The 14,209-nt window shown below is 33.5% G+C and carries 11 protein-coding genes, 1 tRNA gene and 1 CRISPR repeat array; of the genes, 7 read left to right on the forward strand and 5 right to left on the reverse strand.

Annotated elements, in window-relative coordinates; translation table 11 throughout:
* Positions 1-48 precede the first annotated feature (48 nt).
* The 5 genes from BKH45_RS06395 to gap form a co-directional block, all read right to left on the reverse strand.
* Positions 49-765 carry a TerC family protein gene (locus BKH45_RS06395; RefSeq protein ID WP_095274655.1) on the reverse strand — a complete coding sequence of 239 codons (717 nt, stop codon included), beginning with the start codon at positions 763-765 and terminating at the stop codon, positions 49-51.
* Positions 766-1,728: a magnesium/cobalt transporter CorA gene (gene corA / locus BKH45_RS06400; RefSeq protein WP_095274656.1), complete on the reverse strand. Its 963-nt coding sequence runs from the start codon at positions 1,726-1,728 to the stop codon at positions 766-768.
* 122 nt (positions 1,729-1,850) lie between these two features.
* Positions 1,851-3,062 (reverse strand): phosphoglycerate kinase, encoded by a 1,212-nt coding sequence (locus tag BKH45_RS06405; RefSeq protein WP_095274657.1) that lies wholly within the window; start codon positions 3,060-3,062, stop codon positions 1,851-1,853.
* A gap of 64 nt (positions 3,063-3,126) precedes the next feature.
* Positions 3,127-4,398 carry a glucose-6-phosphate isomerase gene (locus tag BKH45_RS06410; protein WP_095274658.1) on the reverse strand — a complete coding sequence of 424 codons (1,272 nt, stop codon included), beginning with the start codon at positions 4,396-4,398 and terminating at the stop codon, positions 3,127-3,129.
* A gap of 9 nt (positions 4,399-4,407) precedes the next feature.
* Complete coding sequence (gene gap, locus BKH45_RS06415; RefSeq protein ID WP_095274659.1) at positions 4,408-5,400, reverse strand: type I glyceraldehyde-3-phosphate dehydrogenase; 993 nt, start codon at positions 5,398-5,400, stop codon at positions 4,408-4,410.
* Positions 5,401-5,580: 180 nt separating this feature from the next.
* On the opposite strand from gap, the gene BKH45_RS06420 reads away from it, so the two are divergent.
* From BKH45_RS06420 to BKH45_RS06455, 7 genes are all read left to right on the forward strand, one after another.
* Entirely contained in the window at positions 5,581-5,868 is a 288-nt protein-coding gene (locus tag BKH45_RS06420; protein ID WP_095274660.1) for an HU family DNA-binding protein, read from the forward strand.
* A 56-nt stretch (positions 5,869-5,924) separates the two neighbouring features.
* Positions 5,925-6,001: transfer RNA gene (locus BKH45_RS06425), tRNA-Arg, on the forward strand.
* Positions 6,002-6,614: 613 nt separating this feature from the next.
* Positions 6,615-7,177: direct repeats of the CRISPR family, unit length 36 nt; unit sequence ATTTTAGCATAGAAGAATTTAAAAACTGCCTAAAAC.
* Between the two features lie 955 nt (positions 7,178-8,132).
* The gene (locus BKH45_RS06435; RefSeq protein WP_095274662.1) at positions 8,133-9,227 is read left to right on the forward strand and encodes a hypothetical protein; all 1,095 of its coding nucleotides are present in this window, start codon (positions 8,133-8,135) and stop codon (positions 9,225-9,227) included.
* The gene (locus BKH45_RS06440; protein ID WP_095274663.1) at positions 9,214-9,603 is read left to right on the forward strand and encodes a diacylglycerol kinase; all 390 of its coding nucleotides are present in this window, start codon (positions 9,214-9,216) and stop codon (positions 9,601-9,603) included. Before BKH45_RS06435 ends, BKH45_RS06440 begins: the two co-directional genes overlap by 14 nt.
* Positions 9,604-9,685: 82 nt before the next feature.
* Entirely contained in the window at positions 9,686-12,166 is a 2,481-nt protein-coding gene (gene gyrA, locus BKH45_RS06445; protein WP_180675683.1) for a DNA topoisomerase (ATP-hydrolyzing) subunit A, read from the forward strand.
* The gene (locus BKH45_RS06450; RefSeq protein ID WP_095274665.1) at positions 12,166-12,840 is read left to right on the forward strand and encodes a hypothetical protein; all 675 of its coding nucleotides are present in this window, start codon (positions 12,166-12,168) and stop codon (positions 12,838-12,840) included. The genes gyrA and BKH45_RS06450 overlap by 1 nt, the downstream gene beginning before the upstream one ends.
* Complete coding sequence (locus BKH45_RS06455; protein WP_095274666.1) at positions 12,837-14,159, forward strand: sigma-54 dependent transcriptional regulator; 1,323 nt, start codon at positions 12,837-12,839, stop codon at positions 14,157-14,159. Before BKH45_RS06450 ends, BKH45_RS06455 begins: the two co-directional genes overlap by 4 nt.
* The last annotated feature ends 50 nt before the right edge of the window (positions 14,160-14,209 follow it).

Here is a 14,209-nt window from a genome sequence, read left to right on the forward strand (position 1 = left end):
TAGATTTTATTTTAAAATAACTTAGGGTGTTAAAATGCTTTAAAAGATCTATTTTTTAGATTTTTTATTCATATAAATATTAATAGATTCAACTACAAGAGAAAAAACCATTGCAAAATAAATATACCCTTTAGGTATGTGAAAATCTAATCCATCAGCTATTAATGCAATACCTATCATGATTAAAAAAGCAAGAGCCAGGGTTTTTATAGTAGGGTTATTATCCACAAAATTTGAGATGCTTTTAGAAGCTATCATCATAATAAGAACTGCAAGTATAATAGCAATGATCATAACCATGAGATGATCTGCCATTCCTACTGCAGTAATAACAGAATCAAGCGAAAAAATAATATCCAAAATTGCAATTTGAATAAGAGCAGGGAAGAACCCTAAATTTTTTTTTGGACTAAATTCTTCTTGGGTGGTATGGTTGATTTGAGAGTGAATTTCATGAGTGCTTTTATAAATAAGAAAGAGCCCTCCTAAGATAAGAATAATATCTCGTCCTGAAATTTCATTTCCTAAAATATTTACAAGAGGTTGGGTAAGTTTCATAATCCAAAAAAGCGATGCAAGCAAGGCAATACGCGTAAACATTGCTAACCCTAATCCTAAGATTCTTGCCTTGTCTCTTTGGTGATGGGGGAGTTTGCCAACAAGAATGGCAATAAAAATAATATTATCAATCCCAAGCACAATTTCAAGTAACGTAAGGGTTGTTAATGCAGCCCAGGCATTAGGGTTATACAACCATTCAAACATTTATAGCCAACCTTTTTTCTTGAAGTAAATTACCGGAAGAATTGTTGAAATAATCATGATGATGATTGCAAAAGGATAACCAAATTCCCAAGTAAGTTCAGGCATATGTTTAAAATTCATTCCATAAATTGTGCCAATCAGAGTAGGAGGCATCATTGCCATAGTAGCTACTGTAAAAACTTTAATAATTTTATTTTGTTCGACATTAATTTGGCTGGTAAATAGGCTTTGAATATTGTCAAGAACATTCATATTAACTGTGGTAAATTCTACAAGCGAATTGATATCTTTAAGGGCAATGGTAAGGTTCTTTTTCACATCCATATCTACTTTGTCGCTTTTGAGCAATGCAGTAATGGCACGGCGTTTGTCAAAAAGTGAATCGCGCAATGCCATATTGAGTTCTTGAAGGGAAGAAAGATTAGCTAAAATAGCATCATGATCAAGATTATTTTCGTTAAAAACTACATTTCTCCTAAGTTGGCTAGTCTCTTTTCCTGCGCTTTCGAGCATGTCAGCATCTTTTTCTACACGTACTTCAAAAATCTTACTGATCAGATCAAATCCATCTCCAAAGTTTTTTGGGCTTGCTAAAACACGTTGTTGGATTTCATCAAAAATTCTAAATTCATTATAACGAATAGTAAAAAGAATACCTTTGTAGAGGATAAAGGTAACTGTTTGATTGTGAAGTTCAAGCTGTGAGTTTCGCATCAAAAAATAAGTGTTGATTGTAATGCTTGCGCTATCTTCCCAATACCTTGCACTTTGTTCGATTTCCTCACGTTCTTCTTTGGTGGGAATATCAAGCATATAGGTTTTGGCTATATAAGAGACTTCAGAATTGCTAGGGTGGAGAAGATCAATCCAAAGAATTATCCCTTCATCCAGATTAATATTCTCGGTGCTTTGGAAACTTTCCCTAGTTACAAGATGTTTTTTTTTCATAAATACATTCATCATATCGCAACCTTTGTGAAAATAAAAACTTTGAGACTATGGATTTGTAGAATCTGTATTGAAGGCAAACTCTGAAAATCCATAGCCCTAACGACGCAGTATGTCCAATGAGTACTCCTTTATTGTTATTTTTTATCCAAAACTTCAAATGCAGGAAGGATTTTACCCTCTAGAAGTTCCAGAGATGCTCCCCCGCCTGTAGAAATGAAACTCATATTGTCTCTTTCTCCGGCCTTATCAATAGCATCAGCAGTATCTCCTCCGCCAATGAGGGAGAAAGCATAGGTGTCTGAAATCGCATGGGCTATATTGAATGTCCCTCTGGAAAATTGAGAAATTTCATAAATACCTAGCGGTCCATTCCAAATAATAGTTTGGCTAGAATGAATAACTTCTGTAAAAAGTTTAGTGCTTGCCGGTCCCATATCTACTGCCATATGTCCTTCGGGTACATCTTGAGACGGGGTGATTTTGATATTTTTGTGTTCTTTAATATCATCAGTGCTTACTACATCTACAGGCAAGTAGATTTTGACATTTTTTGTTTTGGCAAGTTCAATAATTTTGAGGGCATCTTGAATCAAGGTATCTTCGGTCATAGATTTTTGCATATTATAACCGATTGCTTTGAGAAAAGTATTGCTCATTGCTCCACCAATAATGATTTTGTCTATGACATCTAAAATATTAGAAAGTAATTCAAGCTTTGAGCTTACTTTGCTTCCTCCGACGATGAGTAAGACAGGTTTAAGAGGATTTGCCAAAGCTTTGGCAAAAGAGTCGATCTCTTTTTTGAGTAAAAGTCCGGCAACTTTTTCTTTGGTAAATGCTGCTATTCCATAAGTGCTTGCATGGGCACGATGACTTGTTCCAAAAGCATCACTTACATAAACATCACAAAGTTGTGCAAGTTTTTGACTTAAATCTTTAGAATTTTTTTCTTCACCTTCGTAAAAACGAATATTTTCAAGTAAGATGACACTGCCTTTGGGGAGAGTGCTTTGGAGTATTTGTGCAGATTCAATACTATCAGCAAAAGCAATATCTTTGCCCAAAAGACGCTCTAGTCGTTTCAAAATATGTTTGAGTGAAAATTCAGGACTTTTTCCTTTTGGACGTCCAAGATGGCTTACAAGAATAATGGATTGTGGGTTATTGTCAATGCAATAATTAATTGTAGGCAATGCTTCCCGAATTCTTGTGTCATCAGAGATATTAAAATCATTATCCATAGGGACATTAAAATCTACACGAATAAGAATTTTTTTGTTTTCAATATCAATATCACGAATACTTTTTGTTTGTTGCATTAAGGTGATGCTGGCTACTTGTAGCATATGGACTCCTTTTGCGAAATGAACTAAGTTGTAATTTTATCAGATTTAAACTTTTGATAATATTTTAAAACATTTCTCGCAAACGAATTTTCCCAAATTCTACACCGGGCTGATCATAAGAGTTGATATTGAAAATTCCCCCCACGCAAGAAGTGAGAAGTTCAAAATAAATAATAAGTTTTCCCAGACTTTTTTCACATAGCTCGTCAATTTCAATATGATCTGTGGGGATGCCTTCATTTTGTATTGTTTCCATAGTGGCAATTTGTTGGAGATTGAGAAGTTTAGAAAATGATGTGTTATTAACAAAATCTGTAGATTCTAAATATTTAAAACTAAGATTGGGGATTTTTGGTTCAATATATTTGGCACGGTTGATACTGATAAAAGTTACTGTTTTGTCCATCAAACCTTGTGTGATAAGCTGTAAGAATGAATGCTGATCAATGCTGCCAATAAGACCAATAGGGGTAAGCCCAACTTTTTTCCCATATATGTCTAATTTGCCTAAGGATTCTCCCCATAGCTGCACATACCAAAAATTAAAATCTTTGAATGCACTTGAATATGAAAATAAAATATTAATATGGAATCGATCGCGATTTTTGGCTAAAAAAATAGCTTTTTTAAGTAAATGTTCTTCTTTGCGTTCAAAAAACCTTTCTTCAAATTCTGCAGCCCCTTTTAAAAATTCACTTGCATTATACCCCAATAGCATGAGTGGAAAAATCCCCACAGAACTAAGCACGGAAAATCTTCCACCAATATTTTTGGCAATTGTAAGGACAGAAATTTCTTGTTCTTTGGCAAAAAGATGTAATGGTGAATCTTCATCTGTAATGAGGACAAGGTGAGATTTCTTTTGTGGTGTATCTAATAAGTGATATTTATTAATTACATATTTCATTAGAGATGAAGTTTCAATTGTTGTCCCGGATTTGGAAATAATAATAAAAAGTGAGTCGGAAGTTTGGATATTTAAAAGAGACTTTTGTATCTCAATAGGATCAGTGTGTTCTAAAAAAGTCAGAGAAATATTCTTGCGTGAAGGCAAATGAGAGAGAATGCTATCAATAGCTTTTAATCCTAAAGAACTTCCTCCAATGCCAATAATAAGAATATTTTTAATATTTTCTAAAAATTTTTCATTTTCTTGAATATATTTTTGAGAGTCTTTTAGGGCTTTATCTTCAAAGGGTAATTCATAATAACCGCTTTTTTGGTTTTTTCGCTCTAAAGAAATAATATCAAAAACACTATCAAGTGCCTTTTTACTTGGATGAGAGAGGTGCTTGAGTTCAGGATTTTTATCAAAGTATTGATTGAAACTTAACATTATTTAACTCTAATGATTCAAAACCCACACACTCATATCTACAAGCCTATGACTATATCCCATTTCATTATCATACCATGCGAGAACTTTTGCACTTTTATCTCCAAGCACGAGTGTTTTATCAGGTACGAAAATAGCGCTATAGGGTGAACCAATAAAATCACTGGAAACACATTTATCATTATCTACAAGAATAAGCCCTTTCATTGTATTTTCTTGCGCTATAAGAAAAGCTTCGTTGATAGATTCTTTGGTTACTTGGAGAGAAACATTGATGCTTAAATCTATTAAGCTTACATCAGGGGTAGGGACACGAATAGCAAATCCATTGAGTTTGCCTTCAAGTTCAGGTATCACCAATCCTATGGCTTTGGCTGCTCCTGTGGTAGTGGGTATGAGATTGAGTGCAGCAGCCCTTGCACGTCTTATATCTTTATGCTTGACATCTAGAATATTTTGATCGTTGGTGTAGCTATGGATTGTAGTCATCAAAGCATTTTGGATTCCAAAACAATCATGCAAAACCTTAACAATTGGAGCAAGGCAATTGGTGGTGCAAGAAGCATTTGAAATAATTTTTTCACCCTTATAATGAGTGTGATTAACTCCATAGACAAAAGTAGGGGTATTGTCCGCGGGCGCAGAGATAATAACTTTTTGTATATTGTTTTTTAGATGAAGGGAAGATTTTTCTAATGAATTGAATTTGCCTGTGCATTCAATCACTCCTGTTGCGCCATATTTTGAGAAGTCTAGATTAGATGGGTCTCTATCAGAGAGGATTTTGACATTTTTATTATTCCCGATGCGAAGGGTATTTTCATCAATTTTTTGGGCATCATAACCTCGATGTACAGAGTCATAACGGATAAGATGAAGTAAGGTGTCAATGTCTGTAGTGGTATTAAGCGCAACAAGCTCTATATCTTCTCTAGTGCCAATGATCCTGCTTGTGCAAAGTCCAATTCTACCGGTTCCATTGATCGCCACTTTTATTGCCATTATAAAATCCTTATTTTTTAGAATCTTTTGAGATATTCTATATTAAAATGTCTTAAAAAGTCGAAAAATACATAAAATTTTTGAAAAATCCCCTAAAATACTTGATTTTAAAAAAAAATATATGTAGAATAGCCACGTTTTGAATAAAAACACAAATATCCTAAAATATGGAGGTTTATTATGAATAAGGCAGAGTTTGTAGACTTTGTAAAAGATGCCGGCGAGTATACAACCAAGAAGGAAGCTGAAACTGCAGTAAATGCTTTTGTTGGCGCAGTAGAAAAAGCTCTTTCAAAAAAACAAAGCGTTGAACTTGTTGGTTTTGGAAAATTTGAGACTGCACTCCAAAAAGGTAAAACAGGAAAGGTTCCTGGCAGCAACAAAACTTATAAAACAGTTGATAAAATGGTTCCAAAATTCAAACCCGGCAAAGGTCTTAAAGATCTCGTCGCAAAAGCAAAAAAATAAGTTTTTACCGCATTTTGGGCTTTTTCAGGCTTGAGATGCGGTTTTTTATTGCATTTGTCCCCGTAGCTCAGCAGGATAGAGCGTATGATTCCTAATCATAAGGTCACAGGTTCAAATCCCGTCGAGGACACCATTATAGCATTTTATATTTTCTTTATTTGATGGTATATGATATTCCCAACCATAGTTTATTAGTTTCATTCTGTAATGTTTTTGTCATTTTTTTATAATTTTTGTTTATTTTATGAAGCATATTGTATTTCACACTTATGATCTGTGATGTCCTATAAATTATAGTTATAAAACTGCTAGATTTTGTTGATTTTACAACCAATTAGTTTGTAAAATTTGGAAAATAAATTTAATAATTTTATTTAAATATAATTAAAATTTTATTTTATTGATAATACAAATTTCTCAAATACCAAGATTCGAATTGATTTTATAAGATTTTTTGCATTGTGGGTTATTAGACTAAATGTGGATATTTACCGGATATTTGTTAGAGAAAAATTTGCTAAAAATATTGATTTATTTTTGAAAGTTGTTTTAAAAGGCTTGAAGATAATGAAAAATATTTATTATTTTAGGGTTTTTCGGAGATTGTAACTCCACATGGAACCCTATAACCATTTATTCTAGGCAGTTTTTAAATTCTTCTTCTAAAGATTGGTATTATAGCATATTTTCTATGCTTTTTGACCTTTTTTCTCCCAAATTTAATTTAGGGAATAAAAACAAGGTCTATTTTAGCATAGAAGAATTTAAAAACTGCCTAAAACCCCCCGATAAGCTTTAAACAGCAACATCCTATTTTAGCATAGAAGAATTTAAAAACTGCCTAAAACGAATTTACAGCATATCAATCACGTGATATTATTTTAGCATAGAAGAATTTAAAAACTGCCTAAAACTCGATTTCATTTTCTTTCATTGCATGTTTGATTTTAGCATAGAAGAATTTAAAAACTGCCTAAAACTTAAAACATGATGAAATCATATCACGTTTTATTTTAGCATAGAAGAATTTAAAAACTGCCTAAAACGCTTTTAGGATTAACAGAAAGACATATTTAATTTTAGCATAGAAGAATTTAAAAACTGCCTAAAACGGGATATTCTTGAAACTTTTTAAAATTTCTATTTTAGCATAGAAGAATTTAAAAACTGCCTAAAACTTTAAAGCGATGGATTTGAATTTGATTAAATTTTAGCATAGAAGAATTTAAAAACTGCCTAAAACACTAAAGTCTTCATGGGTTATCAAGGTAGGATTTTAGCATAGAAGAATTTAAAAACTGCTTATAAACTCAAATTTACTACAATTAACGTGAATGTATATAAGCATCACATGATCGTTGATTTTTATTTTTTGTATTCTCAGTTTCCAAAATCATTAATTTACGAATTTTTAATCTGAAAAATACTTTTAAAGAAATGAGACAAATCTGTGTCAATTACAACCGGGAGAGACAATGAAAAATATAAGAAAAATTACTTTTCAAAACTACCTATATCACAATGGTTGCCATTTAATGTTATCATGTGGCAACTAAAAGCAAGAACAAGCATGTTATATCAAAATATAAAACACTCATTTTAAAGCAAAATAAGGAAAATTTGATGAACATAATTTATTTAAAAAACTTAACTTTATCCCATTAGTTACTCTGAGATTTTGAAGGCATGAAAACAAGATTTAAGAAAGAGAGCATGCATAAAAGATCAAATAAACACTATTGGGGAACCAACGCACAGTGAAAATGAGAATGAAGAAAATTAGCGAATGGACATACTCAAAACTCAACATAACAGTATTTTCCCATTGGTCAGCAAAAAGAATATAAAAATAAGGCAAAAAAAAAGAATAAATTTAATCAAATAATGCATTACTAATAAACATGTGAGGGTGAAGGGATAAACAAGAATAGTAAAAATGGTAATAAGTCCAATTTAAGGATCTGCCAGAACAAATCAATGCACAAGGCTACTCCTTGCCGGATGTTATCAGAGGTAAAGAAAGTTTATGTCTCAGGAGTCCAAGTCTTAGCCGCCAGGACTCAGAGGGGAAATTATATTTTGAAGTTGGGGAAAAGTAGAAAATGTTTATCAAACAAGGAGAAAAATGAGAAAAAAGAAATTAGTGCAAATATTGCAACAAATATAAATACTACGCTAGATTTTAGAAAGATTTTTGATTCTCTAAAGGGAGGTTTATTTCTCATTCTGCTATAATCTTGGAAATTTTATAAGGATATTTTATTATGTTTAGTAAAAAATTTATGATAAGCTTATTGATTTTGGGAGCTTTGGTAATTGTTGCATTATTGGGTATTGGGTATAAATTAAGTTCTAAAATCAGGGTAGAATTACAAAATACGCTTAATGATCAGCTTGAAAGTCTTGTGCAAGCTTATGCTCCGGAAAATATACCTTTGTGGGTTACTTATGATCCTTTTGTGTGTACAGGCATGAGTGCTTATCAATGTGTGAGCAAACATATAGCATTTCTTGATGGGAATCATCAAGAGATTTTTAAACTCAATGATCTGACTTTGAAAATTGATGATATAGGGACAAGCTCAATTCAAGTTTCTATCAAATCTCCTAAAATCTCTCTTGAAGGTCTTGATAAAGAAATAATCAAAGAACAAAATACTGAAATATTTGATCTCTATGAAGCGTTTAAACCCATTGCTTTTGAATGTAGTGAAAAAAATCAAATTATTGATAAAAAAGAAGGCGAAATTAGTAGTCAAAACCAATGCATTATTCAGGCAAAAGGCATGCAATATGGCTATAACCTTGAAGGCAGGAGTAAAAGTGAGAAATTTAGCAATAAAACAATTTTAAATTCAATGATTTATTTTTATTCTAAGTTAGGATCTTTGAAAAAAATTAGCGAAGATATTGATAATTTTAGTTTCGCTATAGATAAAATGTCTTTTGCCTTAATGAATGGAACATCAGACAATCTTAAGAATGTTTTGTATCCTTTGTTGCAAGCAGCCTATCAAAAGGATAATCCAAAAACTCCTTTTGATGATAATATTTATAAACAAAGTATTGAGAATCTAAAGGGATTGGTAGGATTTGGTTTGGCGATGACCGGTATGCTTGGAGGCCCCTATCAAGACACTTTGTTAAATTCCCTCAATGGATTAGAATCCATGGCTATCAATGAGGCTTCAGGGGTGAGAATTTCTTTAATGCCCAAGCAATCTCCGGCAGTGTATTTTCGTATTCATCCAAATCTTATTTTAAATATCAATCAAGTCGGGACACAGCAAAGAATTTTTGCTAAGATTTTTAATTATTATGACTTGTTAGCCCAAACAATTCCCAATGCAGCCAAATAGAAATAACAAAAAAGGCAAAAAAGGATTAAAAAGGGTTTGGAATGCCTTTTTTTATTCCAAGGATGGTCTCCTGGCAGCATGGAAAGATGAGGCAGCTTTTAGGCAGATTTTTGTATTAGCTTTGGCGTGTATTTTGCTTGCATTTTTTATGGGTAACTCATGGGCGGAATATATACTTTTGATTTTGCCCTGCGTAATTTCAATTATTGCAGAACTTATCAATACCGCTATTGAAAATACAATTGATTTTGTTAGTCTCCAATCTCATCCTTTGGCAAAAAAAGCCAAAGATATAGGGAGCGCAATTCAATTTGTAGCACTCATTTTCTGGATAGGGGTGTGGGGAAGCTTTATATGGTGTCATTATATTTCTTAAATTTTAGATAACAAAGCGCTGAAAGCACCTTTAAGCAAAAATAAGTTAAAATAATAAAGAAGTAATTAGAAATATTGGAGTAATGATGGATAATTTATTGGACAATACAAGCGTAGTAGATGTAAAAATTGATGATTCTATCAAGGAGAGTTATCTTGATTATTCAATGAGTGTAATTATTGGACGCGCACTTCCTGATGCCAAAGATGGCTTAAAACCTGTTCATCGAAGAATTTTGTATGCGATGAGTGAATTGGGTTTGACTTCAAGAGTGGCTTATAAAAAAAGTGCAAGAATTGTAGGGGATGTAATTGGTAAATATCATCCTCATGGAGATACTGCAGTATATGATGCGCTTGTTAGAATGGCACAAGATTTTTCAATGAGACTTGAGCTTGTTGATGGGCAGGGAAATTTTGGTTCTATTGATGGAGATAACGCTGCAGCAATGCGGTACACTGAAGCAAGAATGACCCAAGCAAGCGAAGAAATTCTCAAAGATATTGATAAAGATACTGTTGATTTTGTCCCTAATTATGATGATACTCTTAAAGAACCCGATGTTTTGCCCAGTAGGATTCCCAATCTTTTAGTAAATGGTTCTAGTGGTATTGCAGTAGGCATGGCCACTTCTATCCCTCCCCACCGAATAGATGAGATTATCGATGCATTAATTTGTGTGATCGATACTCCAAATGCCCCATTAGAGGAGCTTATGGGGTTTGTTCAGGGTCCTGATTTTCCTACAGCAGGGATTATTTATGGTAAGCAAGGAATTGTAGATGCTTACCGCACAGGTCGAGGTAGGATTAGAGTGCGAGCAAAAGTGCATATAGAAAAAACAAAGACCAAAGATGTGATTGTTATTGATGAGCTTCCCTATCAGACAAATAAAGCAAAGCTTGTGGAGCAAATTAGCGATCTTGTCAAAGAAAAAGTTATTGAAGGTATTTCAGAGGTTAGAGATGAGTCTGATCGTGAAGGGATACGTGTGGTTATAGAGTTAAAAAAAGAGGCAATGAGTGAAATTGTATTAAACCATCTTTACAAATCTACAACGATGGAATCTACTTTTGGAATCATACTTTTGGCTATTAACAATAAAGAACCCAAAATATTCAATCTTTCCGAGTTGCTTAATTTGTTTATATCTCATCGCAAAACTGTTGTTATTCGCAGAACGATTTTTGAACTTGAAAAAGCTAAAGCAAGGGCGCATATTTTAGAAGGACTCAAAATTGCCCTAGATCATATTGAAGAAGTCATTAAGCTTATTAGATCCAGCAAAGATGGTGAGGAAGCCAAGAATGGATTGATAGAAAAATTTGGTTTAAGCGAGCTCCAAAGCAAGGCAATTTTGGAAATGAGACTTCAGAGACTAACAGGGTTAGAACGCGATAAAATAGAACAAGAATATGCTGATTTATTAGCGTTAATTGAGAGACTCAATGCAATTTTGAAAAGCGAAGAAGAGCTTAAAAATATCATCAAAAATGAACTTCTTGAGATTAAAGAAAAGTTTAGCTCTCCTAGAAAAACGCAAATTGAAGAAGATTATGATGCCATTGATATTGAAGATTTGATTCCTAATGAACCTGTTGTGGTTACAATGAGTCATCGAGGGTATGTTAAACGTGTACAGCTAAAAACTTATGAGAAACAAAATCGTGGCGGTAAGGGAAAAATATCAGGCAATACACATGATGATGATTTTATCGAATCCTTTTTTGTAGCCAATACGCATGATACTATTATGTTTGTAACCAATAAAGGACAGCTTTATTGGCTTAAGGTTTATAAAATTCCGGAAGCAGGGAGAACTGCCATTGGTAAAGCAGTAGTTAATCTCATTAATCTCCAATCGGATGAAAAAATTATGGCAACTATTACAACAACAGATTTTAATGAAGATAAATCTTTGGTATTTTTTACAAAAAACGGCATTGTCAAGCGAAGCAATCTCAGCGAATACAGCAATATTCGAAGTGTAGGTGTGCGCGCAATCAATTTGGATCAAGGAGATGAGCTTGTAAGCGCAAAAATCATTGATACAGAAGTCAAAGAACTTTTCATTGCTACATATCAAGGAATGTGCATACGATTTGGTATTGATGATATTCGTGAGATCGGGAGGGTAAGTCGAGGGGTTACAGGGATACGATTCAAAGCAAATGAAGATTATGTAATCGCAGCAACTACTATTAGCGCAGATACAGATAAACTTCTTACTGTAAGCGAACAAGGAATTGGCAAACAAACATTAGCAGGAGCCTATCGTTTGCAAAGTCGTGGAGGTAAGGGTGTGATTGCTATGAAGCTTACAACAAAAACCGGCAAGCTTGTAAGCGTAGTAAATGTAAATGATGAAGATATGGATTTGATGGTGCTTACAACAAGTGGTAAAATGATACGCGTGGCTATAGAGGCTATTCGCGAAGCAGGTAGAAATACAAGTGGGGTGAAAATCATCAATGTCGCAGGCGAAAAGGTTGCTTATGTAAGTCGTTGTCCTAAGGAAGACATAGAGGAAGAAGATCATGATGAGGGTGGTTTAGAAATCTAGTGATAAAAAATCTGGTTGGTTTAATAGTGGGGATAATTTTAGTGGGAGAAGCTTATGATATGCAGACTTGGAAAAGCAATCCTCCCCAACTTTTGCCAAATGCTTTTCTTGATTTGCCTCTTATAAATAATATGCCGGAGGGAACAGAGCCCTTTAATCCTCCTTTTTTACCTTCTCATCAAACTCATCAAAGTTTCTTTTTAAAACCTTTGGCAGGTATTTTACCTCAAGTGATTCCTGAGCAATTGCCACTCCCGGATCCTTTGATGCCTGATATAGTTTCCATACCCAAAAAGAAAGAATTTTTAATTTCTTATCAATTATATGTTAAAAATGGCATCGCGCAAGGGGAACGCTATAGCATTTCAAAACCTATAAAAAGTCGAGTCAAAAGCGGTAGGTATGTATTTGATTATCAGTGTAGGATTGATACTTATATTGGAGATTTTATAGGCGATGATAGTATGGATGAAGCCCCGGAAATTATTTTAAGAGCTAAAAAAGATGCGGTGTTAGAGTGTCTCTATAAGAGTGGGGTAAAAATTCGTGATGATGGTTTGATGAGTGATTCACAAATGATGAGTAAAAGCATGCTTACTCTTCCTGCTAGAGCTGTTGAAGCTTATCTTGATAATAGTTTTTTGATACTGGAAGTCTGGAAGGAGAAAAAATGAAGATTGCTATTGTTGAAGATGATATTAATATGCGTAAAAGTTTAGAATTGTTTTTTAACGATAATCAAGATCTGGAAATTGTTAGTTTTAAAAATCCAAAAGATGCCCTAAAAAGTCTGGATGATAGTTTTGAGTTAATCATTACAGATATTAATATGCCTCAAATGGATGGATTGGAGTTTCTAAAAGTGCTTGATGGACGCTATGAGGCGATTGTAATTACCGGCAATGCTACATTGAATAAGGCTATTGATTCTATTCGATTGGGGGTAAAAGATTTTTTCCAAAAACCTTTTAAACCTGAACTTTTGCTTGAAGCTATTTATCGAACAAAAAAATTTATAGAATTTCAAAAAACCCATCAAGAAACCAATCTAAAATCTCCTCAAAAAAAGGCTTTGAAGCAAAAACATCACTTTATTGCCACATCAGCAGCATTGCATGAAGTTCAAAAGATAGCTCAAAAAGTTGCTCTTACAGATGCAAGCGTGCTTTTGCTTGGGCAGAGTGGAGTAGGGAAGGAAGTTTTTGCAAATTTTATTCATCAAAATTCTCCACGCCATCTTGCTCCTTTTATTGCTATTAATATGGCAGCTATTCCGGATCATTTATTAGAATCTGAGCTTTTTGGGTATGAAAAAGGTGCTTTTACGGATGCAACCACTTCCAAAGCCGGACTTTTTGAAGTAGCCAATGGGGGGAGTGTGTTTTTAGATGAAATTGGTGAAATGCCTTTAGGATTGCAGAGTAAATTGTTGCGTGCTATTCAAGAAAAAGAAATTACACGCTTAGGAGGTGCTAAAAGCATCAAAATTGATGTAAGATTTATTTCTGCAACCAATGCCCATATACAAAAAAAAGTTCAAAATGGTGAGTTTAGAGAGGATTTGTTTTTTAGACTTCAAACAGTCCCTATTTATATTCCCCCACTCCAAGAAAGAAAAGAGGAAATTCTTCCGCTTGCACAATGGAAACTCGAAAGTGTGTTAAAACAATATGGTTTTGCTCCTAAGGTTTTTTCAGAGGATGCAAAAAATAAAATGCTTTCTTATGAATGGTATGGGAATATTAGAGAATTGCTTTCTGTAGTTGAACGTGCAACAATACTCAGCGAAGGAAAATTTATTGAAGAAAAAGACTTATTTTTAGAAAGCAGGAATTCTAAAGAGAATACTTCTAAAATTGCCGATCTTGAAAGTGAGCTTATTAGGGAAGTTTGCAGCGATTGCAGGGGAGATCTGGAAAGGAGTGCAGAAGTGCTTGGTATGAAATTAGATATTTTGAAACATAAAATTGCTAAATATAATCTCCATTTTTGAAAAAACCAAGACAAGCAAATGAGATAAAATGATTATTGAAAATAATTAGT

It is taken from the genome of Helicobacter sp. 11S03491-1, assembly GCF_002272835.1.
Lineage (GTDB): Bacteria > Campylobacterota > Campylobacteria > Campylobacterales > Helicobacteraceae > Helicobacter_J.

Bases quoted from the DNA above. Each gene is read 5' to 3' on its own strand.
- BKH45_RS06420 (WP_095274660.1), top strand. From the start codon at position 5,581: ATGAATAAGGCAGAGTTTGTAGACTTTGTAAAAGATGCCGGCGAGTAT.
- BKH45_RS06405 (WP_095274657.1), bottom strand. From the start codon at position 3,062: ATGCTACAAGTAGCCAGCATCACCTTAATGCAACAAACAAAAAGTATT.
- gap (WP_095274659.1), bottom strand. From the start codon at position 5,400: ATGGCAATAAAAGTGGCGATCAATGGAACCGGTAGAATTGGACTTTGC.
- BKH45_RS06455 (WP_095274666.1), top strand. From the start codon at position 12,837: ATGAAGATTGCTATTGTTGAAGATGATATTAATATGCGTAAAAGTTTA.
- BKH45_RS06395 (WP_095274655.1), bottom strand. From the start codon at position 765: ATGTTTGAATGGTTGTATAACCCTAATGCCTGGGCTGCATTAACAACC.
- gyrA (WP_180675683.1), top strand. From the start codon at position 9,686: ATGATGGATAATTTATTGGACAATACAAGCGTAGTAGATGTAAAAATT.
- BKH45_RS06410 (WP_095274658.1), bottom strand. From the start codon at position 4,398: ATGTTAAGTTTCAATCAATACTTTGATAAAAATCCTGAACTCAAGCAC.
- corA (WP_095274656.1), bottom strand. From the start codon at position 1,728: ATGATGAATGTATTTATGAAAAAAAAACATCTTGTAACTAGGGAAAGT.
- BKH45_RS06435 (WP_095274662.1), top strand. From the start codon at position 8,133: ATGTTTAGTAAAAAATTTATGATAAGCTTATTGATTTTGGGAGCTTTG.
- BKH45_RS06440 (WP_095274663.1), top strand. From the start codon at position 9,214: ATGCAGCCAAATAGAAATAACAAAAAAGGCAAAAAAGGATTAAAAAGG.